Here is a 21,998-nt window from a genome sequence, read left to right as displayed (position 1 = left end):
TTTTGTTTTAGAATTTTAATTCTAGATTCATTCCGTATGTTCTAGTTGATGGTAAAGAACCTCCTTCTAGACCTTGTGTGTTACCACTACCATATGAAGCCATCTCTGGATCCATTCCTTTCCAATCTAAGCCCCAAGTAAATAAGTTTCTAGCGAAAAGAGAGAATCTTATGTCAGCAAATGGTCCAATGATTTTTTTAGGTAGTTGGTACCCAAGAGTTACCTCTCTTAATTTGATATAACTAGCGTCAAAAACGTTTAATTTGTCAAGTCCGTAGTGTTGTTGTGCCCAAGCTTGACCAGGTAATACAGATGTATTTTTTGTTCCATCCTCGTAAACTGCATCAACTACGATACCATTCTCTCTGATACCGTTAGCAGCTGTCGGCTCTAACATACCAGAATAGTGACCCCACATGTGTGAAGTTGAGAAGTAGCTTCCACCTTCTTGCATATCGATTAAGAAACCGAAGTTTAAGTTTTTATACTTAAAGTTGTTTCTAAGTCCCATGTTGTATTTAGGAGTAACTGTTCCTAAAGATTTTTGAGCTGAAGGAATATATGCTCCATCTGCATCAACAACTTTGTTTCCGTTAGCGTCATATGTAAAGTCAGTTCCGTAGATTTGACCGTATGGCTGACCAACAACAGCTAATAATCTAGCTTGGAATGGTGCGTTTGCAAGAGTTAATTCGTTAGTACCATCAACTAATTCTAACAATTTGTTTTTGTTATGAGCAAAGTTCCAAGTAATATCCCATCTGAAATCTTGAGTTCTAACAGGGTTGATTGTTACAGTTGTCTCAATACCCTTGTTTTCTAATTTACCAGCGTTGAATGTTTTAAAAGGGTAACCTGTAGATGCGTCAAATTCGATAGGAGTAATTAAGTCTGTAGTAACTACATCATAGTAAGTGAAATCAATTCCCAATCTTCTATCAAATAAGCTTAACTCTAAACCTACCTCAGATGTCGTTTTTAACTCTGGTTTAAGATCTGGGTTTCCAGCTGTATTTGGCTGGCTGTATCTAGGGTCGTTTTGGAAAGATGTTCCAATAACTGCGTAACTAGCTTGAGCGTAAGTTGCAGCAGCATTACCTGCTTGAGCCCAACCTCCTCTAATTTTACCATAGTTTAACCAAGATATGTTAGTTAATTCTGAGAAAATGAAACTACCCGTAACAGAAGCATAGTTTACTGGTTTTATAACCGTACTAAACCAATCTTGTCTGTCTGTAACCTCTAAGAATAAGAAATCATCATACCCTAAAGACACAAAACCGTATACACTGTTAGTTCTGTTTTTCTCATCAAAGTTACTTGCTTGAGCAGGGCTTGCACTATTTGATAAGTTGTAGATGTTAGGAAGTACTAAACCTCCTACAGTTTGACCAGTAAGTCTTGAAAAGTTATAGTTTCTTCGGTTAGCTCCAACGAAAGAATTGATACTGAATTTATCGAATTTTTTGTCGTAGTGTAAACGAGCTTCGTAGTTGAAATCTGTTAAAGTTCTAGCGTTTTGAGTATAGCTTGCAGTTGCTTGTGAGCCAATTGCAACTCTTTCTGTGATATTCAAGCTGTAAACGTCAGCGTAAACGTTACCTACAGCGTATAATTCTGGCGTGAAATTGTATGTAAGTTTTCCATTACCGTAAATTCTATTTCTAGTATCATTAGATGTATTCTCATAGATGATCCAGTAAGGGTTGTCAGAGTAGTTAGGTGTTGCGTCATCCCAAGCAATTCTGTTCCAAGATCTTTGAGCGCCATTTGCTAATTTATAGTCTTTTAATTCATTGTAATCCAATTGTCTTTGACCCCATTGGAAGAATTTTTGACCTAAACCATTGTCACCGTATCCAACCTCAGGTCTGTTGAAACCTCTTGTTTGAACGTAAGTTGCCATCCCTTCTACTTTAAGTTTGTCACTTAATTTAGCGTTAGCATTGATAGAGAAAGTATTTTTTGTTAAAGATGAATTTGGAACAATACCTTCTGTTTTTTGGTTAGCAAAAGAGAATCTAACTCCTGCATCTTGCGTAGATTTTGAGAAAGAGATAGAGTTGTTTCTTGTAATACCAGTATTAAAGAATGATCTTACATCATTTTGTGGATTTACCCAAGATTTTTCTTTTAAGTAATCATTAGAAAATTCTGGATCAAATGCATTCCAAGGTAAATACTTTAAGTTAGCATCGTATTTTGGTCCCCAGCTTTCGTCAGTAGCATAGTCAGCAATGTTGTAAGTTTGTCCATTAATAACTTGTTGTTGCATAGTTGAAGAGCTACCTCCTCCGTATTCATGCTGTAAGTTTGGCATGATGTATACATTTTCGAATGTAATACCTGTATTGAAAGCAATTTCAGCTTTTCCTCCAGCTTTTTTGGCAGATTTAGTAGTATACAAAATAGCACCGTTACCAGCTCTACTTCCGTAAAGAGCAGCAGCAGGACCTCCTTTAAGTACAGTTACAGATTCGATATCATCTGGATTAATATCTGCAGAAGCATCACCATAATCTCTACCACCAGCACCTCTTTGAGTGTTTGAAGTGTTATAGTTACCATTATCTAATGGGATACCATCAATAACGATCAAAGGTCTGTTTTCACCTGTTACAGATCCAACACCTCTCATTACAACTCTTGTAGAACCTCCCATTGTAGAAGGAGCAGTTACTTGTAAACCTGCAACGTTACCAGATAAAGCTGATACCGCGTTAGTTTGTCCTCCTTCGCTAATAACGCTACCTTTTAAATCTTGAGCAGCATAACTAATAGATTTTTTCTCTCTTTTAATACCAAGTGCAGCTGTAATTACTACACTCTCTAATTCCACAGAAGCGTCAGCTAATTTAACGTTTACTGTAGTTGAAGTTGCAGCTATCTCTTGAGTTTTCATCCCAATGTAGCTAAATACCAATACTTGGCTTGGTGATGCTTTGATAGAAAATTTACCATCAAAATCGGTTTGCGTTCCAGCTTTAGTTCCTTTAACTAATACACTAACACCTGGAAGAGGCATTCCTGCATTGTCAGAAACTGTTCCCGAAACAGCTCTTTCTTGCGCAAAAGAAAGTTGCGCAACTAGTACTAAGAAAAGTACTAAGAATCCATTGAACTTTAGTTTCATTTTTAAATATTTTGAATTAGTATCGCAAAACTCTTAATAATTTGTTAACTTTCCTAATAAATAAAAATCTTTTTTTGGCAAACTTTAAAATTTAACATTATAACATATGTTTACGATAGTGTTATATAATTGTATTTCTTGCTGATTTTGGTGGCCATTCGTGAGAATAATTCGCAAAATTCCGTTTTTTGTTTGTATTCCTGCACCTATTCCAATTCCTATTAAATTCTTAATTTTTTTAGGATTTGAAACATTGGTTAAGTCTTGATATATAGCGTAATCCGCAATAGAATGGATGTAAGCGCTTTTTGAAAACATATATCGGTATTCTGTAAGAATTGCAGAATAAAAGTTCCCTTGAAGACTATTTTCTGAAAATCCTCTAATTGAGTTCATTCCGCCAAATCGAAATAATTCATTCAAAATGTAATTTTTGCTGTCTAAATAGAAATTTTGAGAATTTATGTTAATGAAATTCTTGTTATTAAGCTCAAAATTATAGACGGCATTTAAATTTATGTAAAATTGTTTGCTCGGATCTGCCGTTTCAGGATCGCTATTTGTGTCTCGGTTTCCAAATCCTATAGTAGAATTTAGAAATGCTTTTCCGGGCATAAGATTGTTGTTCGAATCTATTCTTCGGTATTCATATGTCGAGGTGAGGTATGAGTTGTTGAAATCACTAATGGATGAATTGTTGATGTTTTGAATATCGCTTGATTCGGTTGATTGATAACCGAGGTAGATTTTGGAATTGTAATTGAGGTAATAGCCAAGATTGATGTCTGTTTTTGTGTTTTGAAATGTGCTGTCCTGTTTGAAGATATTTAATTGCGCCTTTATTCCTAATGAAGATTGAAATAGGTATGGGATTTCAAGTTTTGTATTGAAAGTTTTTTGCTGATTTCCGTCGCTTTTCCAGTATAAAGAAAATTTTTCTCCAGCTCGAAGAATATTGGTTAATGAAATATCCAGATATCCATTTAAGATAAGCTTTTTATTTTCATCATTAGAAAAGCCAATATAACCATCAAAATTGTTTGCTTTTCTTTTTTCTAAATAGGTGAAGACTTTAGTTGAATCTGGGGCGAATAGAATTTCTGGGTATTTTGATTGGGAAACAAATTCAAATCTGTTAATGTCGTCGTAAAGTTGCCTTACGGTTTCTTGGTTAAAAGTTTTGTTTAGATACTTTTTGTTTAATTGTTTTAGTGCTCCTTTGGGGAAATAATCTTTTAAAGCCGGATTTGTGTAATTTACAATAATGGAATTTAGTGTTCTTTTTTTTTCGGAATCAAGATTTAAGTCGGCGTAAATTATTGAATTCTTTTTTTTGATGTTTTCTAGTTTGATTTTCGAAAATGCAAATCCAGCTTTTTCATTGTCTGCTATTTTGTTATTTAAGAAATTTTCAAGTTCTGAATAAGGTATGATTATGCTGTCTTTTGCTGTGCTTTTTGCGTCATAAAAAAAACTATTTATACCTATATATATATGTACTTCTTTTATTCTAGTTTTTAAGTCTAATAAAATGTTGAATGTGCTGTCGTTTATCTGTTTGTTTGCTAGTATTTTAGAGTCGGTAAAGCCCTGTTTTGCAAGTCTATTTGTGACGGATGAAATTTCGTTATTTAATGATTTGATGTTTGGGTGTTTTTTTGTGTAAAGAATCGAATCAATGGTTTGTTTTTGTTTTTTGTCAATTCCATTTATATTAAGGTAGAAAGATTGTGCAAAACAATTTGATGAGAAGAGTAAAATGAGTATGTAATGTAATTGTTTCAAATGCAATTGTTTTGTTAGTTAAATGTAAAGCAAATATCTAATGTTTCTCTGTGAAATCATAGATATAAATAATGTTGTTGAAAATTAATGATTTAACGTTTGTATAGTGAAAAATATTTTATACATTTGCAACCCCGTAAAAAGCGGGAATTTAATAAACATAATAATTTTTAGTATTAATTATGCCAACAATTCAACAATTAGTAAGAACAGGAAGAACTCAGATCACTAAGAAGAGTAAATCGGTTGCTTTAGATTCTTGTCCTCAAAGAAGAGGGGTTTGTACGCGTGTTTACACTACTACACCAAAAAAACCAAACTCTGCAATGCGTAAAGTTGCGCGTGTACGTTTGACAAATGGTAATGAGGTGAACGCTTACATCCCAGGAGAAGGACATAATCTACAGGAGCACTCGATAGTATTAGTGCGAGGTGGAAGGGTAAAAGATTTACCAGGTGTTAGATATCATATCGTTCGTGGAGCTCTTGATACGTCAGGTGTTGCAGGAAGAACGCAAAGAAGATCTAAGTACGGTGCTAAACGCCCAAAAGAAGCAAAAAAGTAATTTAAAAACTTTTAAGAAAAAGACATGAGAAAAAGAGCGGCAAAGAAAAGACCACTTTTACCGGATCCAAGGTTTAATGACCAATTAGTAACACGTTTTGTGAACAACTTAATGTGGGATGGTAAGAAATCTACAGCTTTTAAAGTATTTTATGATGCTATTGATATCATTGAAACTAAAAAGCAAAATGATGAGAAAACTTCATTAGAGATCTGGAAAGATGCTTTAACAAACGTTATGCCTCACGTAGAAGTACGTAGCCGTAGAGTTGGTGGAGCTACATTCCAAATCCCAATGCAGATTCGTCCAGACAGAAAAATTTCTATGGCAATGAAGTGGTTAATACTTTATTCAAGAAGAAGAAATGAAAAATCTATGGCACAGCGTTTAGCTTCTGAATGTTTAGCAGCTGCTAAAGAAGAAGGTGCTGCAGTTAAGAAAAGAATGGATACTCACAAAATGGCAGAAGCTAATAAAGCATTCTCTCACTTTAGATTTTAATTCGTAAAGAAATGGCTAGAGATTTAAAATATACAAGAAATATCGGAATCGCTGCTCACATTGATGCTGGTAAAACAACAACAACTGAGCGTATTCTTTTTTATACTGGAAAGTCACACAAAATTGGTGAGGTGCACGATGGTGCTGCAACAATGGACTGGATGGCTCAAGAGCAAGAAAGAGGTATTACAATTACTTCTGCTGCTACAACTTGTACTTGGAACTTTCCAACTGTACAAGGTAAAGTCATTCCAGAATCATTACCATACCACTTTAATATCATTGATACTCCTGGACACGTTGACTTTACTGTAGAGGTAAACCGTTCTTTACGTGTACTTGATGGTTTAGTTTTCTTATTTAGTGCTGTTGATGGTGTTGAGCCTCAATCAGAAACTAACTGGAGGCTTGCTGATCAATATAGAGTTCCTCGTATGGGATTCGTAAATAAAATGGACCGTCAAGGTGCTAATTTCTTAGCTGTATGCGGACAGGTTAAAGATATGTTGAAATCGAATGCGGTTGCAATTACTTTGCCTATTGGTGATGAAGCAGACTTTAAAGGTATTGTTGACTTAGTTAAAAATCAAGCTATCGTATGGCATGATGAAACTCAAGGAGCTACTTTTGATGTTGTTGATATCCCAGCTGATATGGTTGATGATGTTAAGCATTACCGTTCTATTCTTATCGAAGAGATTGCTACTTATGATGAAAATCTTTTAGATAAGTACATGGAAGATGAGAACTCTATTACTGAAGAGGAAATTAACAATGCATTGAGAGCTGCTACTATTGATATGGCTATCATTCCTATGCTTGCTGGTTCTTCTTTCAAAAACAAAGGAGTTCAATTTATGTTAGATGCTGTTTGTAAGTATTTGCCATCTCCATTAGATAAAGAAGGTATTGAAGGAATTCATCCTGATGATGCTGAATTGTTAGAAGAAGATCAAACTAAAATCTTACGTAGACCAGATGTAAAAGAGCCATTTGCTGCTTTAGCATTTAAAATTGCTACTGACCCATTCGTTGGTCGTTTAGCTTTCTTCCGTGCTTACTCTGGACGTTTAGATGCTGGTTCTTATGTTTTAAATACTCGTTCTGGTAACAAAGAGAGAATCTCTCGTATTTACCAAATGCACGCTAACAAACAAAATCCAATCGAATTTATTGAGGCTGGAGATATTGGAGCTGCAGTAGGATTTAAAGATATCAAAACTGGGGATACTTTATCTGATGAAAAGCATCCGATTATCTTGGAATCTATGAAATTCCCAGAGCCGGTAATTGGTATTGCTATTGAGCCTAAAACTAAAGCTGACGTTGATAAAATGGGTATGGCTTTAGCTAAGTTAGCTGAAGAGGATCCAACGTTTACTGTAAGAACTGACGAGGCTTCAGGTCAAACTATTATTTCTGGTATGGGTGAGCTTCACTTGGATATCTTAGTTGATCGTATGAAACGTGAGTTTAAAGTAGAGGTTAATCAAGGTGAGCCGCAAGTAGAGTACAAAGAGGCGTTTACTAAATCTGCTCAACATAGAGAAACTTACAAAAAACAATCTGGAGGTCGTGGTAAATTCGGTGATATCGTATTTAGAATCGAGCCAGCTGATGAAGTTGATGGTAAAGTTCCTGTAGGATTACAGTTTGTTAATGAAGTAAAAGGTGGTAACGTTCCTAAAGAATATATCCCTGCTGTTGAAAAAGGTTTCCGTGAGGCTATGAAAACAGGTCCATTAGCTGGATACGCTGTTGATAGTTTAAAGGTAACTTTATTAGATGGATCTTTCCACCCTGTGGATTCTGATGCTCTTTCTTTTGAATTAGCTGCTAGAATGGGTTATAAAGAGTCTGGACGTGCTGCTGGAGCTGTTATTCTTGAGCCAATCATGAAAATCGAAGTTATTACTCCTGAAGAAAACATGGGTGATATCGTAGGTGACTTGAACCGTCGTAGAGGTCAGGTTAATGATATGGGTGATAGAAATGGTGCTAAAACTATTAAAGCTGATGTGCCTTTATCGGAAATGTTTGGTTATGTAACTACATTAAGAACATTATCTTCTGGTAGAGCAACTTCAACAATGGAGTTTTCTCACTATGCAGAAACACCTTCTAATATTTCAGAAGAGGTAATCAAAAAAGCAAAAGGTAACGCTTAATTTTAAGAAAATGAGTCAAAAAATCAGAATAAAACTAAAATCTTACGATCACATGTTGGTAGATAAATCTGCTGAAAAGATCGTAAAAACAGTAAAAACTACTGGAGCGGTTGTAACAGGTCCTATTCCGTTGCCAACTCACAAAAAACTTTTCACTGTATTACGTTCTCCGCACGTTAACAAAAAGGCGAGAGAGCAATTTGAAGTAATGTCATACAAGAGATTGATTGATATTTATTCATCTTCATCTAAAACTATTGATGCTTTAATGAAACTTGAATTGCCAAGTGGGGTTGAAGTTGAGATCAAAGTATAATTTTTTTATATTTTTTTATATAAAAAGCGAGGCATTTTTTGTCTCGCTTTTTTTGTTTGTAAAAGTTGGTTTTAATTTGTGAAATTTCAGATATTTTTAATTTTTAATTTTTTATAAAAATTTGTAAAAGCCTTTGTTTTAAGGGACTGTGAGTTTATTATGTTGTGATTTTATTAATTAACCGTTAAGTGTGGGGTGTTTTTGGATTGAAAAAAGATGATCGTTTTTTGGTGAAAATAAAGTTTGTTTTAGTGTTGTTTTGATGCTTGGATTTTGATTATGAGCGATTTAATTTTTGTAACTGTTTGGTATATTCAATTTTAATGTCTACTTTTGCACTCCCTGTTTGGAAATTTCTGTTATTTTCAAATTGAAGGGAATTTTAGTAATTAATAATTAATATTTATGTCTGGGTTAATTGGTAAGAAAATCGGCATGACTAGTATTTTCGACGAAAACGGGAAAAACATTCCTTGTACAGTAATCGAAGCTGGTCCATGCGTTGTTACCCAAGTCAGAACCAACGAGGTTGACGGGTATGAAGCGTTGCAACTTGGTTTCGATGACAAAAACGAGAAACATTCTACTAAAGCGGCTTTAGGTCACTTTAAAAAAGCTGGAACTGTTGCTAAGAAAAAAGTCGTTGAATTCCAAGATTTCGCAACTGAACAAAAATTAGGAGATCTTATTGATGTTACTATTTTTGAAGAAGGAGAATTTGTAGATGTACAAGGTGTGTCTAAAGGTAAAGGTTTCCAAGGTGTTGTTAAACGTCACGGTTTTGGTGGAGTTGGACAAGCTACTCATGGTCAACACAACCGTTTAAGAGCGCCAGGTTCTGTAGGAGCTTCTTCTTATCCGTCTAGAGTATTCAAAGGAATGCGTATGGCTGGAAGAATGGGAGGAGAAAATGTAAAAGTTCAAAACCTTAGAGTTTTAAAAGTAGTTGCTGAAAAGAATCTACTTGTTGTTAAAGGATGTATTCCTGGGCACAAAAACTCTTATGTAATCATTCAGAAGTAATGGAAGTAAAAGTATTAGATTTCAACGGAAAAGATACTGGAAGAAAAGTTCAACTTTCTGATTCAGTATTCGCAATTGAACCAAACAATCACGCTGTATATCTTGATGTTAAGCAATATCTTGCTAATCAAAGACAAGGTACTCACAAAGCTAAAGAAAGAGCTGAAGTAACTGGAAGTACACGTAAGATTAAAAAACAAAAAGGAACTGGTACTGCTCGTGCAGGAAGTGTTAAGAATCCTTTGTTTAAAGGTGGTGGAACAGTTTTCGGACCAAGACCAAGAAGTTATTCATTCAAATTGAATAAAGGTTTAAAGAGATTAGCTAGAAAATCAGCTTTCTCTATCAAAGCAAAAGAGTCAAATATTGTAGTTTTAGAAGACTTTAATTTTGAAGCTCCAAACACTAAAAATTTCATTAACGTTTTGAAAGCTTTAGGGTTAGAGAATAAAAAATCTTTATTTGTGTTGGGCGAGTCAAATAAAAACGTATATTTGTCGTCACGTAATTTAAAGGCTTCAAACGTCGTAACCAGCTCAGAATTAAGCACTTACGCAATATTAAACGCTAATAATTTAGTGCTTTTGGAAGGTTCTTTAGAGTTAATTGAAGAAAATTTAAGTAAATAATAGGAAGATGAGCATTATTATTAGACCTATAGTAACGGAAAAAGTAACCAAAGAAAGTGAAGTTCTAAACCGCTTCGGATTCGTTGTTAACAAAAAAGCAAACAAAGTTGAGATTAAGAAAGCTGTTGAGGCTGCTTATGGAGTAACTATCGTTTCTGTTAACACAATGAATGTGAGACCAGATAGATCTACTAAATACACTAAAAGTGGTTTAATCAGTGGAAAGACAAATGCATACAAAAAAGCAATTGTTCAAGTACAAGAAGGAGAAACAATTGATTTTTACAACAATATCTAAGATAGAAAAATGTCAGTAAGAAAATTAAAACCTATTACCCCGGGTCAGCGATTTAGAGTTGTGAATGGTTATGACGCTATTACAACTGATAAGCCGGAACGCTCTTTGATAGCGCCGATAAAAAACTCAGGAGGTAGAAATAGTCAAGGAAAGATGACCATGCGTTATACGGGTGGTGGTCACAAGCAGAGATATCGTATTATTGATTTTAAAAGAACTAAAGATGGAATTCCAGCTACAGTGAAATCAATTGAATACGATCCAAATCGTACTGCGTTTATCGCTTTATTAGCTTATGCTGATGGAGAGAAAACTTATATTATCGCTCAAAACGGATTGAAAGTTGGTCAGAAATTAGTTTCTGGACCAGAGTCTCAACCAGAGATCGGTAATACTTTACCTTTAAGCAGAATTCCTCTGGGAACTGTTATATCTTGTATTGAGTTACGTCCAGGACAAGGAGCTGTAATTGCTCGTTCAGCTGGAACTTTTGCTCAGTTAATGGCAAGAGACGGGAAATATGCAACAATTAAAATGCCATCTGGTGAGACAAGATTAATCTTGTTAACTTGTTCGGCTACAATTGGAGCTGTTTCTAACTCTGACCACCAATTAGTTGTATCTGGTAAAGCAGGTAGAACAAGATGGTTAGGAAGAAGACCTAGAACTAGACCAGTAGCGATGAACCCAGTTGATCACCCTATGGGAGGTGGTGAAGGACGTTCTTCTGGAGGGCACCCACGTTCAAGAAACGGATTGCCAGCTAAAGGTTACAGAACTCGTTCTAAGAAAAACCCGAGTAACAAGTATATCGTAGAACGTAGAAAGAAATAATAAGATATGGCACGTTCATTAAAAAAAGGACCTTTCGTTCATTATAAATTAGACAAGAAAGTTCAAGAAAACGTAGAAAGTGGTAAAAATGCAGTTGTTAAGACTTGGTCTAGAGCTTCAATGATTACTCCAGATTTCGTTGGACAAACTATCGCAGTTCATAACGGTCGTCAATTTGTACCAGTTTACGTAACAGAAAACATGGTAGGTCACAAATTAGGAGAGTTTTCGCCAACTAGATCTTTTAGAGGTCATGCTGGAGCAAAAAATAAAGGTAAAAAATAAAAGAAGCAATGGGAGTTCGTAAAAGAGAAACAGCAGATGCGAGAAAAGAGGCTAATAAGTCTATCGCTTTCGCAAAATTGAATAACTGCCCTACTTCACCTAGAAAAATGCGCTTAGTAGCGGACTTGGTAAGAGGTCAGAAGGTAGAAAGAGCACTTAACATTTTAAGATTCAGTTCTAAAGAAGCTTCAAGAAAATTAGAAAAACTATTATTATCTGCAATCAATAACTGGGAGCAAAAAAATAGTGAAGGTAATTTAGAAGAAGCTGGATTATTTGTTAAAGAGATCAGAGTAGATGGTGGAATGATGTTGAAAAGACTTCGTCCAGCTCCACAAGGTCGTGCACACAGAATAAGAAAACGTTCTAATCACGTAACAATCGTGCTTGGAGCTATCAATAACACACAAAGCAATTCTTAAGCAGCATGGGACAAAAGACAAATCCAATTGGAAATAGACTTGGTATCATCAGAGGATGGGACTCAAACTGGTATGGTGGAAATGATTACGGCGATAAATTAGCTGAAGATCACAAAATCAGAAAGTATATCCATGCTCGTTTATCAAAAGCTAGTGTATCAAAAGTAATCATCGAGAGAACTTTGAAACTTGTAACCGTTACTATCACTACTGCTAGACCTGGTATTATTATCGGAAAAGGTGGACAAGAGGTAGATAAGTTAAAAGAAGAACTTAAGAAAGTTACTGACAAAGAGGTTCAAATTAACATCTTTGAAATTAAAAGACCTGAGCTAGATGCTTATCTTGTGGCTACAAGCATCGCTCGTCAAATCGAAAGCCGTATTTCTTACAGACGTGCAATCAAAATGGCTATTGCTGCTTCTATGCGTATGAACGCTGAAGGTATTAAAGTTTTGATTTCTGGTCGTTTAAATGGTGCTGAGATGGCGCGTTCAGAAGGTTTCAAAGAAGGTAGAATTCCTCTATCAACTTTCAGAGCTGACATTGATTATGCTTTGGCTGAAGCTCATACTACTTACGGTAGAATGGGTATCAAAGTATGGATCATGAAAGGTGAAGTTTACGGTAAGAGAGAACTTTCTCCACTTGCTGGAATGGACAAAAAACAATCTGGTACAGGTGGTGGAAAAGGTGGAGATGCTCCTAGAGGCAAATCTAACTTTAACAAAGGTGGAAAACCAGACGCTCGTAAAAGAAAGTAAATTTTTAAACTAAAGAAAAATGTTACAGCCTAAAAGAACAAAATACCGTAAGGTACAAAAAGGTAGAATGAAGGGTAACTCTCAGAGAGGGCACGAACTTTCAAATGGAATGTTTGGTATTAAATCTGTACATGAAGATGGAATGTTCTTAACTTCTCGTCAAATCGAAGCTGCGCGTATCGCTGCAACTCGTTACATGAAGAGAGAGGGACAATTATGGATTAAAATTTTCCCAGACAAACCTATCACTAAGAAACCTCTTGAAGTACGTATGGGTAAAGGTAAAGGAGCAGTTGAGTATTGGGCTGCTGTTGTTAAACCAGGAAGAATTATGTTTGAAGTTGGAGGAGTTCCATTGTCAGTTGCAAAAGAGGCTTTACGTCTTGCAGCTCAAAAACTTCCAGTAAAAACTAAGTTCGTCGTTGCTAGAGATTTCGAAGCATAATTTATATTTATTATGAAACAATCAGAAATAAAAGATCTTTCTGCAGCGGAGTTGCAAGAAAAGCTTAGTCAAACTAAGAAAGTATATGCTGACCTAAAAATGGCTCACGCTATTTCTCCAATTGCTAACCCACTTCAAATTAGAAGCGTTAGAAGAACAGTTGCTAGATTAGCTACAGAGTTAACTAAAAGAGAGTTACAATAATTGTATTCTGCTGAAAGATGGAAGAAAAAAGAAATTTAAGAAAAGAAAGAATAGGTGTTGTTACTTCGAATAAGATGGATAAATCTATCGTTATTTCTGAAGTAAGAAAAGTAAAACACCCATTATACGGTAAGTTCGTGTTGAAAACTAAGAAATATGTTGCACACGACGAAACAAACGACTGTAACATTGGAGATACTGTAAGAATTAGCGAAACGCGTCCTTTAAGTAAAACAAAATGTTGGAGATTAGTTGAAATCTTAGAAAGAGCTAAATAATTATGGTACAACAAGAATCAAGACTAAAAGTAGCAGATAACACGGGAGCTAAAGAAGTTTTAACTATTCGTGTTTTAGGAGGTACTAAAAGAAGATATGCCTCTGTTGGTGACAAAATTGTAGTTTCTATCAAAGATGCAACTCCAAACGGAAACGTGAAAAAAGGAGCTGTTTCAACTGCAGTTGTTGTACGTACTAAAAAAGAAGTGAGAAGAGCTGATGGTTCTTATATCCGTTTCGATGACAATGCATGTGTTCTTTTGAATGCTGCAGGAGAAATGAGAGGAACTCGTGTTTTTGGTCCGGTAGCAAGAGAACTTCGTGAAAAACAATTCATGAAAATTGTATCATTAGCACCAGAAGTGCTTTAATTCGTTTTAAGATGATAAAGCTAAAAATAAAATCAGGAGATATCGTAAGAGTTATTGCTGGAGACCATAAAGGTGCTGAAGGTAAAGTTTTACGTGTTTACCGTGAAAAAAACAAAGCGATCGTTGAAGGTGTAAACATGGTTTCTAAACATACTAAACCAAGTGCTAAAAACCCTCAAGGTGGTATCGTTAAGAAAGAAGCTTCTATTCAAATTTCTAACATTGCTTTAATTGATCCTAAAACTAAGGAAACAACTAGAGTAGGTATTAGAGTAGAAGGAGATAAGAAAGTAAGATTTTCAAAAAAATCTAATCAAGTACTATAGTAATGGCATATACACCTAGACTAAAAGAAGAATATAAGAGTAGAGTAATCTCTGCTCTTAAAGAAGAGTTCGGATATACAAACGTAATGCAAGTTCCTAAACTTGAAAAAATCGTTTTGAGCCGTGGAGTTGGTGCAGCTGTATCTGATAAAAAACTTATTGACTATGCAGTTGATGAGTTAACAAAGATCACTGGACAAAAAGCAGTTTCTACAATCTCTAAGAAAGACGTTGCGTCTTTCAAATTGAGAAAAGGAATGCCTATTGGAGCAAAAGTTACTTTACGTGGAGAAAGAATGTATGAGTTTTTAGATAGACTTATTACTTCTGCTTTACCACGTGTAAGAGATTTCGGTGGTATTAAAGCTACAGGTTTCGACGGAAGAGGTAACTACAATCTTGGAGTTTTAGAGCAAATCATTTTCCCAGAAATTGATATTGATAAAGTAAACAAAATTTCAGGAATGGATATTACTTTTGTTACTACTGCAAAAACTGATAAGGAAGCAAAGTCATTATTGGCTGAATTAGGATTACCTTTTAAAAAGAATTAAGACATGGCTAAAGAATCAATGAAAGCCCGCGAGGTGAAAAGAGAGAAAACGGTAGCTAAGTATGCTGAGAAGAGAAAAGCTTTATTAGAGGCTGGAGACTACGAAGGATTGCAAAGATTACCTAAAAATGCTTCACCAGTTCGTTTACACAATCGTTGTAAATTAACAGGTAGACCTAGAGGTTACATCCGTCAATTCGGTATTTCACGTGTAACTTTCCGTGAAATGGCTAACAATGGATTAATTCCAGGAGTTAAAAAGGCTTCTTGGTAATCTCGCAATAAGTTATTACTTTTGCAAACCAAAAAATAATTTTTAATTGATTAAAGGTTCGGGAGATGAGTATCTCCCGAAAACCATAATCGCAATCAAATACATATGTATACAGATCCTATTGCAGATTATTTGACTAGAGTTCGTAACGCTGTGGCTGCAAACCACAAAGTTGTCGAAATTCCAGCATCTAATCTAAAAAAAGAGATAACTAAGATCTTATTTGATCAAGGTTACATCTTGAGTTACAAATTTGAGCAGAACACTGTACAAGGTTCTATCAAAATTGCTTTGAAGTATGATAAAGATACTAAAGAGCCTGTAATCAAAGATATCCAAAGAATTAGTAAACCTGGTTTACGTAAGTACGCAGGTGCTGCCAAATTACCAAGAATCCTTAACGGATTAGGAATCGCTATTGTTTCTACATCAAAAGGTTTGATGACTGGAAAACAAGCTAAGCAATTAAATGTAGGTGGTGAAGTAATTTGTTACGTATACTAATTTTAAACACTAGATAAAGATGTCAAGAATAGGTAAAAGCCCAATTGTAATCCCTGCTGGTGTAACTGTTGAAGTTAAAGACGGTATTATTACAGTAAAAGGAAAAAGAGGTCAACTAGTACAAGAGTTTTCGGACGTAAATGTAACAGTTGAAGGCGATCAAGTTTTAGTAGAAAGATCGTCTGATCATAAAGACCATAGAGCAAAACACGGATTATACAGATCTTTGATCAGTAATATGGTTGTTGGTGTATCTGAAGGTTTCACAAAAGAACTAGAATTAGTTGGAGTTGGTTATAGAGCTTCAAACCAAGGTCAAAAATTAGATTTAGCTCTTGGATATTCTCACAATATTGTTTTAGAAATTGCTCCAGAAGTATCTTTAGAAACAGTATCTGAAAAAGGTAAGAACCCTATCGTAAAATTAACATCGTTTGATAAACAACTTTTAGGTCAAGTAGCTGCGAAAATCAGAGGTTTCCGTAAGCCTGAGCCATACAAAGGAAAAGGTGTTAAATTTGTGGGTGAAGTATTAAGAAGAAAAGCAGGTAAATCAGCTTAAAATATAAGATTATGTCATTAACAAAATCTGAAAGAAGACAGAGAATTAAATTCAGAATTAGAAAATCGGTTAGTGGTTCTGCTGCAAGACCAAGACTTTCTGTATTTAGAAGTAATAAAGAAATTTACGCTCAAATCATTGATGATGTAAATGGAGTTACTATATTAGCTGCATCTTCTAGAGAAAAAGAAATAGGAAAAGGTACTAACGTTGAAGTAGCTGCTGCTGTTGGAAAATTAGTTGCAGAGAAAGCGTTAAAAGCTGGGATCGATACTATCACTTTCGATAGAGGTGGGTATTTATATCACGGTCGTATTAAATCATTAGCAGAAGGCGCAAGAGCCGCTGGACTTAAATTCTAATATATTATGTCTAAATACAAAAATGTAGAATTGGTAAAACCTAGTGGTCTTGAATTAAAAGATCGTCTAGTTAGTGTTAATCGTGTTACTAAAGTTACAAAAGGAGGTAGAGCTTTCGGTTTTTCTGCTATTGTAGTTGTAGGTGATGAAAATGGAGTAGTTGGTCACGGATTAGGAAAATCTAAAGACGTTTCTGAAGCAATTGCGAAAGCAGTAGAAGATGCTAAGAAAAACTTAGTTAGAATTCCTTTGAATGGTCAATCAGTTCCTCACGAACAAAAAGGTAAATTTGGTGGTGCACGCGTATTCTTAATTCCAGCATCTCATGGTACTGGAGTTATTGCTGGTGGAGCTGTTCGTTCAGTTCTTGAGTCAGTAGGTATTCACGATGTATTGTCTAAATCTCAAGGATCATCAAATCCACATAACGTAGTAAAAGCAACTTTTGATGCTTTATTGCAAATGAGAAGCGCTCACACTGTTGCAAAACAAAGAGGTGTTTCTTTAGAGAAAGTTTTTAAAGGTTAATTAGGAAATTATGGCTAAATTATTAGTAAAACAAGTAAGAAGCAAAATCAACTGCCCTCTTTCTCAAAAGAGAGGTTTGGAAGCTTTAGGTCTACGTAAAATTGGACAAGTTGTGGAGCATGAGTCAAATCCTGCTATCCTTGGGATGATAAACAAAGTTAAACACTTAGTTTCTGTTGAAGAAGCTAAATAACAAATACTGTTATGAATTTAAGTAACTTACAACCTGCTGAAGGATCTACGCACAATCAAAATAAAAGATTAGGTAGAGGAGAAGGTTCTGGAAAAGGTGGTACCGCTGCACGTGGACACAAAGGAGCTAAATCTCGTTCTGGTTATTCTAAAAAGATTGGTTTTGAAGGAGGACAAATGCCACTTCAAAGACGTGTACCTAAGTTTGGTTTCAAAAACATCAATCGTAAAGAATACGAAGGTGTTAATTTAGATACTCTTCAATTATTAGTTGACAATGGAGCAATTACTGATTCTGTATCAATGGCAGAGTTTGTAGCAAATCGTCTAGCTACTAAAAATGAAATCGTTAAGATTTTAGGTAGAGGAGAATTGAAAGCAAAATTAAAAGTAACTGCCCACAAATTTACTGCTACTGCAAAAGCTGCTATTGAGGCTGCTGGTGGAGAAGCTGTAACTATATAACTTATCTATTAAGATGAAGAAATTTATTGAATCAATAAGTAATGTTTGGAAAATCGAAGAACTAAAGAATAGAATCTTAATTACTTTAGGGTTACTTTTAGTATATCGTTTTGGAGCACACGTTACGCTTCCTGGAATTGACGCAACGCAATTGACTGGTTTAGCGGGACAAACTAAAAATGGTCTAGGATCTATTCTAGACATGTTCACCGGGGGTGCTTTCTCTAAGGCTTCAGTTTTTGCCTTAGGTATCATGCCTTATATTTCTGCGTCTATTGTTGTTCAGTTAATGGGAATTGCGATTCCATATTTACAAAAACTTCAAAATGATGGGGAAAGTGGTAGAAAAAAGATTAATCAAATCACTCGTTGGTTGACAATCGCTATCACATTGGTTCAAGGTCCAACTTATATCTATAATTTATACAGAACATTGCCTAGTAATGCATTTTTGCTAGGCTTTAATTCACCAGAATTTTTGTTCTCGTCAGTTATCATTTTAGTTACTGGTACAATCTTTGCTATGTGGCTTGGTGAGAAAATTACAGATAAAGGTATTGGAAATGGTATTTCATTGTTAATTATGGTTGGTATCTTAGCGCGTTTACCGCAAGCTTTTATTCAAGAGTTTACAACACGTGTTACCAATAACAATGGAGGTCCAATGTTATTAGTTATTGAAATTATTGTGTGGCTGTTAGTTATCATTTCTTGTGTATTGCTTACAATGGCAGTACGTAAAATTCCAGTGCAATACGCTCGTCGTACAACAACTGGAGATTACGAGCAAGATTTGGCAGGAGGTAATAGACAATGGATTCCTCTAAAGCTTAATGCTTCTGGAGTTATGCCAATCATTTTTGCTCAGGCAATTATGTTTATCCCTGCAGCAGTGGCTGGATTGTCTAAATCAGATACATCACAATCTATTGTTGGTGCATTTAGTAATATGTTTGGTTTCTGGTATAATTTTGTTTTTGCAACTTTAATTATTGTATTTACATTCTTTTATACTGCGATCACTGTACCTACTAACAAAATGGCTGATGATTTAAAGAGAAGCGGTGGTTTTATTCCTGGAGTTCGTCCTGGAGCAGAAACTTCTGATTTCCTTGATAAAGTGATGTCTTTAATAACTTTCCCAGGATCTTTATTCCTTGCTTTGATTGCTGTGTTCCCAGCTATTGTTGTAAGTATTATGGATGTACAACAATCTTGGGCAATGTTTTTTGGAGGTACCTCATTAATAATTATGGTTGGAGTTGCAATAGATACTATTCAACAAATCAATTCATACTTGTTAAACAAACATTATGATGGTTTAATGAAGACTGGTAAAAATAGAAAAGCGGTAGCTTAATATATTTATGGCAAAACAATCAGCAATAGAACAAGACGGATCAATAATAGAAGCATTATCTAATGCAATGTTCCGTGTAGAGTTAGAAAATGGACATATTGTAATTGCTCATATTTCTGGTAAAATGCGAATGCATTACATCAAATTATTACCTGGTGATAAAGTGAAACTAGAAATGAGTCCTTACGATTTGTCAAAAGCAAGAATTACTTATCGATATTAAAGGATATTCACTATGAAAGTTAGAGCATCAGTAAAAAAGAGAAGTGCCGAGTGCATTATCGTGCGTAGAAAAGGGAGACTGTACGTAATAAACAAAAAGAATCCTAGATTTAAACAAAGACAAGGATAATTATGGCAAGAATAGCAGGGGTAGATATCCCAAAAAACAAAAGAGGTGTTATCGCACTTACCTATATTTTCGGATTAGGAAAAAGTAGAGCTATTGAGATTTTAGAAAAAGCTCAAGTTAGCCAAGATAAAAAAGTTCAAGATTGGAATGATGATGAGATCGGAGCAATTCGTGAAGCTGTTTCATTTTACAAAATCGAAGGAGAATTACGTTCTGAAATTTCTTTAAACATTAAACGTTTAATGGATATTGGATGTTACAGAGGTATTCGTCATAGATCTGGTCTTCCATTAAGAGGACAAAGAACTAAAAACAACTCAAGAACAAGAAAAGGTAAAAGAAAAACTGTTGCTAACAAGAAAAAAGCAACTAAATAATAAGTAATATGGCTAAAGCAACTGCAAAAAAACGTAAAGTTATCGTTGAATCAACGGGTGAGGCTCATATTTCTGCCACTTTTAATAACATTATTATTTCTTTGACTAATAAGAAAGGTGAAGTTATCTCTTGGTCTTCAGCTGGTAAAATGGGTTTCAGAGGTTCTAAAAAGAACACTCCTTATGCAGCTCAAATGGCAGCAGAAGATTGCGCTAAAGTAGCACTTGAGGCAGGACTTAAAAAAGTGAAAGTTTATGTAAAAGGACCAGGTAACGGACGTGAGTCTGCTATCCGTTCTATTCATAACGGTGGAATTGAAGTTACTGAAATTATTGATGTTACTCCAATGCCACACAACGGATGTCGTCCTCCAAAAAGACGTAGAGTTTAATTTTTTATTTTTATAGTATAAACAAGGTAGAACATAATTATCGAAGGATTAGACCTGAATTCATAATTTCTACCTTAAATTTTTTTTAAAATGGCAAGATATACTGGTCCTAAAACCAAAATCGCTCGTAAATTTGGCGAAGCAATCTTCGGAGATGATAAATCTTTCGAAAAAAGAAATTACCCACCTGGACAACACGGGATGGCTAAAAAAAGAGGAAAAAAGTCTGAGTACGCTGTTCAATTAATGGAAAAGCAAAAAGCTAAATATTCTTACGGAATTTTAGAAAAACAATTCAGAAACTTATTCGAAAAAGCATCAGCTACTAAAGGAGTTACTGGTGAAGTTTTATTACAATTATGCGAAGCAAGATTGGATAATGTTGTTTTTAGAATGGGAATTGCTCCATCTAGAAGAGGTGCGCGTCAAATCGTTTCTCACAGACACATTACTGTAAATGGAGAGGTTGTAAATATTCCTTCTTACCACCTTAAGCCTGGTGATAAAGTTGCAGTTCGTGAAAAATCTAAATCTTTAGAAGCTATCGAACGTTCTTTATCAAATTCAAGTCATGTTTATGAATGGATTACTTGGAACAATGATCTTAAAGAAGGAACTTTCGTTTCTGTTCCTGCGAGACTTCAAATTCCAGAAAACATTAAAGAACAATTAATCGTAGAGTTGTACAACAAATAATAATTGACTTAGTCGAAATTTATGGCAATATTTAATTTTCAAAAGCCCGATAAAGTTATCATGATCGATTCAACCGATTTTGAAGGTAAATTTGAGTTTAGACCTTTAGAACCTGGTTACGGATTGACAGTTGGTAATGCACTTAGAAGAGTTTTGCTTTCAGCGTTAGAAGGTTATGCAATTACATCTGTTCGTATCGAAGGTGTAGATCATGAGTTTTCTACTATTTCAGGTGTTGTTGAGGATGTTACCGAAATTATTCTTAATCTTAAACAAGTACGTTTCAAACGTCAGATTGAAGATATAGATAATGAATCAGTTACTATTTCTGTTTCTGGTAAAGATCAATTAACAGCAGGTGATTTTCAAAAATTTATTTCAGGTTTCCAAGTTTTGAATCCAGACCTTGTTATCTGTAATTTAGATTCTAAAATCAAATTGAACTTCGATTTAACAATCGAGAAAGGTAGAGGATACGTTCCTGCTGAAGAGAACAAAAAACAGAATGCTGCAATTGGAACGATTTTTACAGATTCTATTTTTACTCCGGTAAAAAATGTAAAATATGCAATCGAAAACTTCCGTGTAGAGCAAAAAACAGATTACGAAAAATTAGTTTTTGAAATTAAAACTGATGGTTCTATCAATCCAAAAGATGCTCTTACTGAAGCTGCTAAAGTTTTAATTCACCATTTCATGTTGTTTTCTGATGAAAGAATTACACTTGAGGCTGACGAAATTGCACAAACAGAATCGTATGATGAAGAGTCATTGCATATGAGACAACTGCTTAAAACTAAGCTTGTTGATATGGATTTATCTGTGAGAGCATTAAATTGCTTGAAAGCGGCTGAAGTTGATACACTTGGTGATTTAGTATCGTTCAATAAAAATGACCTAATGAAATTCCGTAATTTTGGTAAAAAATCTTTAACTGAACTTGATGAACTTGTTGCAGTTAAGAATTTAACTTTCGGAATGGACTTAGCTAAATACAAATTAGATAAAGAATAATTTACTTCATATTTTGCTC

The 21,998-nt window shown here is 34.8% G+C and carries 33 protein-coding genes; 31 read left to right on the top strand and 2 right to left on the bottom strand.

Translation table 11 applies throughout. The annotated features are described in order from the left end of the window. Positions 1-7: 7 nt before the first annotated feature. Together ABTV69_RS02010 and ABTV69_RS02005 are read right to left on the bottom strand one after the other, a co-directional pair. A complete protein-coding gene (locus ABTV69_RS02010; RefSeq protein ID WP_433833783.1) occupies positions 8-3,133 on the bottom strand; it encodes a SusC/RagA family TonB-linked outer membrane protein in 3,126 nt (1,041 codons plus the stop codon). A gap of 84 nt (positions 3,134-3,217) precedes the next feature. Continuing rightward, entirely contained in the window at positions 3,218-4,918 is a 1,701-nt protein-coding gene (locus tag ABTV69_RS02005; protein WP_433833781.1) for a hypothetical protein, read from the bottom strand. A 182-nt stretch (positions 4,919-5,100) separates the two neighbouring features. On the opposite strand from ABTV69_RS02005, the gene rpsL reads away from it, so the two are divergent. From rpsL to ABTV69_RS01850, 31 genes are all read left to right on the top strand, one after another. Continuing rightward, positions 5,101-5,484, top strand: a complete 384-nt coding sequence (gene rpsL / locus ABTV69_RS02000) for a 30S ribosomal protein S12 (protein WP_007136570.1) — start codon at positions 5,101-5,103, stop codon at positions 5,482-5,484. Between the two features lie 24 nt (positions 5,485-5,508). Then, positions 5,509-5,985, top strand: coding sequence for a 30S ribosomal protein S7 (gene rpsG / locus ABTV69_RS01995; RefSeq protein ID WP_026727879.1), 477 nt, complete (start codon positions 5,509-5,511; stop codon positions 5,983-5,985). Positions 5,986-5,996: 11 nt separating this feature from the next. Beyond that, the gene (fusA, locus tag ABTV69_RS01990) at positions 5,997-8,153 is read left to right on the top strand and encodes an elongation factor G (RefSeq protein ID WP_433833779.1); all 2,157 of its coding nucleotides are present in this window, start codon (positions 5,997-5,999) and stop codon (positions 8,151-8,153) included. 10 nt (positions 8,154-8,163) lie between these two features. Then, positions 8,164-8,469, top strand: a complete 306-nt coding sequence (rpsJ, locus tag ABTV69_RS01985; RefSeq protein WP_007803605.1) for a 30S ribosomal protein S10 — start codon at positions 8,164-8,166, stop codon at positions 8,467-8,469. Positions 8,470-8,874: 405 nt separating this feature from the next. After that, positions 8,875-9,492 (top strand): 50S ribosomal protein L3, encoded by a 618-nt coding sequence (gene rplC / locus ABTV69_RS01980; RefSeq protein WP_144217592.1) that lies wholly within the window; start codon positions 8,875-8,877, stop codon positions 9,490-9,492. Then, positions 9,492-10,121: a 50S ribosomal protein L4 gene (rplD, locus tag ABTV69_RS01975; RefSeq protein WP_111379744.1), complete on the top strand. Its 630-nt coding sequence runs from the start codon at positions 9,492-9,494 to the stop codon at positions 10,119-10,121. The genes rplC and rplD overlap by 1 nt, the downstream gene beginning before the upstream one ends. A 7-nt stretch (positions 10,122-10,128) precedes the next feature. Then, entirely contained in the window at positions 10,129-10,419 is a 291-nt protein-coding gene (rplW, locus tag ABTV69_RS01970; RefSeq protein WP_008464286.1) for a 50S ribosomal protein L23, read from the top strand. 9 nt (positions 10,420-10,428) lie between these two features. Continuing rightward, positions 10,429-11,253: a 50S ribosomal protein L2 gene (rplB, locus tag ABTV69_RS01965; protein ID WP_008464287.1), complete on the top strand. Its 825-nt coding sequence runs from the start codon at positions 10,429-10,431 to the stop codon at positions 11,251-11,253. A gap of 6 nt (positions 11,254-11,259) precedes the next feature. Beyond that, a complete protein-coding gene (rpsS, locus tag ABTV69_RS01960; RefSeq protein ID WP_008464288.1) occupies positions 11,260-11,538 on the top strand; it encodes a 30S ribosomal protein S19 in 279 nt (92 codons plus the stop codon). Positions 11,539-11,546: 8 nt separating this feature from the next. After that, positions 11,547-11,960, top strand: coding sequence for a 50S ribosomal protein L22 (gene rplV, locus ABTV69_RS01955; RefSeq protein ID WP_007803631.1), 414 nt, complete (start codon positions 11,547-11,549; stop codon positions 11,958-11,960). Positions 11,961-11,965: 5 nt separating this feature from the next. Continuing rightward, positions 11,966-12,724 (top strand): 30S ribosomal protein S3, encoded by a 759-nt coding sequence (gene rpsC / locus ABTV69_RS01950; RefSeq protein ID WP_008464292.1) that lies wholly within the window; start codon positions 11,966-11,968, stop codon positions 12,722-12,724. Positions 12,725-12,743: 19 nt separating this feature from the next. Next, complete coding sequence (gene rplP, locus ABTV69_RS01945; RefSeq protein ID WP_008464295.1) at positions 12,744-13,169, top strand: 50S ribosomal protein L16; 426 nt, start codon at positions 12,744-12,746, stop codon at positions 13,167-13,169. A gap of 12 nt (positions 13,170-13,181) precedes the next feature. Continuing rightward, positions 13,182-13,373, top strand: a complete 192-nt coding sequence (gene rpmC, locus ABTV69_RS01940) for a 50S ribosomal protein L29 (RefSeq protein WP_008464297.1) — start codon at positions 13,182-13,184, stop codon at positions 13,371-13,373. A gap of 17 nt (positions 13,374-13,390) precedes the next feature. Next, entirely contained in the window at positions 13,391-13,651 is a 261-nt protein-coding gene (gene rpsQ, locus ABTV69_RS01935; protein ID WP_012022485.1) for a 30S ribosomal protein S17, read from the top strand. Between the two features lie 2 nt (positions 13,652-13,653). Further along, positions 13,654-14,022, top strand: a complete 369-nt coding sequence (gene rplN / locus ABTV69_RS01930; protein ID WP_007803649.1) for a 50S ribosomal protein L14 — start codon at positions 13,654-13,656, stop codon at positions 14,020-14,022. An 11-nt stretch (positions 14,023-14,033) separates the two neighbouring features. After that, the gene (gene rplX, locus ABTV69_RS01925) at positions 14,034-14,348 is read left to right on the top strand and encodes a 50S ribosomal protein L24 (protein WP_026727873.1); all 315 of its coding nucleotides are present in this window, start codon (positions 14,034-14,036) and stop codon (positions 14,346-14,348) included. A 2-nt stretch (positions 14,349-14,350) separates the two neighbouring features. Continuing rightward, positions 14,351-14,902, top strand: a complete 552-nt coding sequence (gene rplE, locus ABTV69_RS01920; protein WP_012022484.1) for a 50S ribosomal protein L5 — start codon at positions 14,351-14,353, stop codon at positions 14,900-14,902. A gap of 3 nt (positions 14,903-14,905) precedes the next feature. Next, complete coding sequence (rpsN, locus tag ABTV69_RS01915) at positions 14,906-15,175, top strand: 30S ribosomal protein S14 (RefSeq protein ID WP_008464305.1); 270 nt, start codon at positions 14,906-14,908, stop codon at positions 15,173-15,175. A 105-nt stretch (positions 15,176-15,280) separates the two neighbouring features. Continuing rightward, a complete protein-coding gene (gene rpsH, locus ABTV69_RS01910) occupies positions 15,281-15,679 on the top strand; it encodes a 30S ribosomal protein S8 (RefSeq protein WP_008464306.1) in 399 nt (132 codons plus the stop codon). Between the two features lie 19 nt (positions 15,680-15,698). Next, entirely contained in the window at positions 15,699-16,241 is a 543-nt protein-coding gene (rplF, locus tag ABTV69_RS01905; RefSeq protein WP_433833776.1) for a 50S ribosomal protein L6, read from the top strand. Positions 16,242-16,252: 11 nt separating this feature from the next. Further along, positions 16,253-16,603, top strand: a complete 351-nt coding sequence (gene rplR / locus ABTV69_RS01900) for a 50S ribosomal protein L18 (RefSeq protein ID WP_035650451.1) — start codon at positions 16,253-16,255, stop codon at positions 16,601-16,603. Between the two features lie 3 nt (positions 16,604-16,606). After that, the gene (gene rpsE / locus ABTV69_RS01895; RefSeq protein ID WP_085949269.1) at positions 16,607-17,131 is read left to right on the top strand and encodes a 30S ribosomal protein S5; all 525 of its coding nucleotides are present in this window, start codon (positions 16,607-16,609) and stop codon (positions 17,129-17,131) included. A 10-nt stretch (positions 17,132-17,141) separates the two neighbouring features. Then, entirely contained in the window at positions 17,142-17,324 is a 183-nt protein-coding gene (gene rpmD, locus ABTV69_RS01890) for a 50S ribosomal protein L30 (protein WP_008464315.1), read from the top strand. An 11-nt stretch (positions 17,325-17,335) separates the two neighbouring features. After that, a complete protein-coding gene (gene rplO / locus ABTV69_RS01885; protein ID WP_179002200.1) occupies positions 17,336-17,788 on the top strand; it encodes a 50S ribosomal protein L15 in 453 nt (150 codons plus the stop codon). 13 nt (positions 17,789-17,801) lie between these two features. After that, the gene (gene secY / locus ABTV69_RS01880; RefSeq protein WP_008464318.1) at positions 17,802-19,148 is read left to right on the top strand and encodes a preprotein translocase subunit SecY; all 1,347 of its coding nucleotides are present in this window, start codon (positions 17,802-17,804) and stop codon (positions 19,146-19,148) included. A 7-nt stretch (positions 19,149-19,155) separates the two neighbouring features. Then, on the top strand, positions 19,156-19,371 hold the full coding sequence (gene infA / locus ABTV69_RS01875) for a translation initiation factor IF-1 (RefSeq protein WP_007136545.1): 216 nt from the start codon (positions 19,156-19,158) through the stop codon (positions 19,369-19,371). Positions 19,372-19,383: 12 nt separating this feature from the next. Further along, positions 19,384-19,500, top strand: coding sequence for a type B 50S ribosomal protein L36 (gene ykgO / locus ABTV69_RS01870; protein ID WP_002987490.1), 117 nt, complete (start codon positions 19,384-19,386; stop codon positions 19,498-19,500). 2 nt (positions 19,501-19,502) lie between these two features. Beyond that, positions 19,503-19,877 carry a 30S ribosomal protein S13 gene (gene rpsM / locus ABTV69_RS01865; RefSeq protein WP_008464322.1) on the top strand — a complete coding sequence of 125 codons (375 nt, stop codon included), beginning with the start codon at positions 19,503-19,505 and terminating at the stop codon, positions 19,875-19,877. Between the two features lie 8 nt (positions 19,878-19,885). Continuing rightward, entirely contained in the window at positions 19,886-20,269 is a 384-nt protein-coding gene (gene rpsK / locus ABTV69_RS01860; protein WP_026727866.1) for a 30S ribosomal protein S11, read from the top strand. A gap of 90 nt (positions 20,270-20,359) precedes the next feature. After that, on the top strand, positions 20,360-20,965 hold the full coding sequence (gene rpsD / locus ABTV69_RS01855; RefSeq protein ID WP_008464326.1) for a 30S ribosomal protein S4: 606 nt from the start codon (positions 20,360-20,362) through the stop codon (positions 20,963-20,965). A 21-nt stretch (positions 20,966-20,986) separates the two neighbouring features. After that, positions 20,987-21,979: a DNA-directed RNA polymerase subunit alpha gene (locus ABTV69_RS01850; protein ID WP_008464329.1), complete on the top strand. Its 993-nt coding sequence runs from the start codon at positions 20,987-20,989 to the stop codon at positions 21,977-21,979. Positions 21,980-21,998: the final 19 nt, after the last annotated feature.

It is taken from the genome of Flavobacterium anhuiense (genome assembly GCF_050990855.1).
GTDB classification, from domain to species: Bacteria; Bacteroidota; Bacteroidia; order Flavobacteriales; family Flavobacteriaceae; genus Flavobacterium; species Flavobacterium anhuiense_C.
This window is presented reverse-complemented; position numbering and strand designations above follow the sequence as displayed.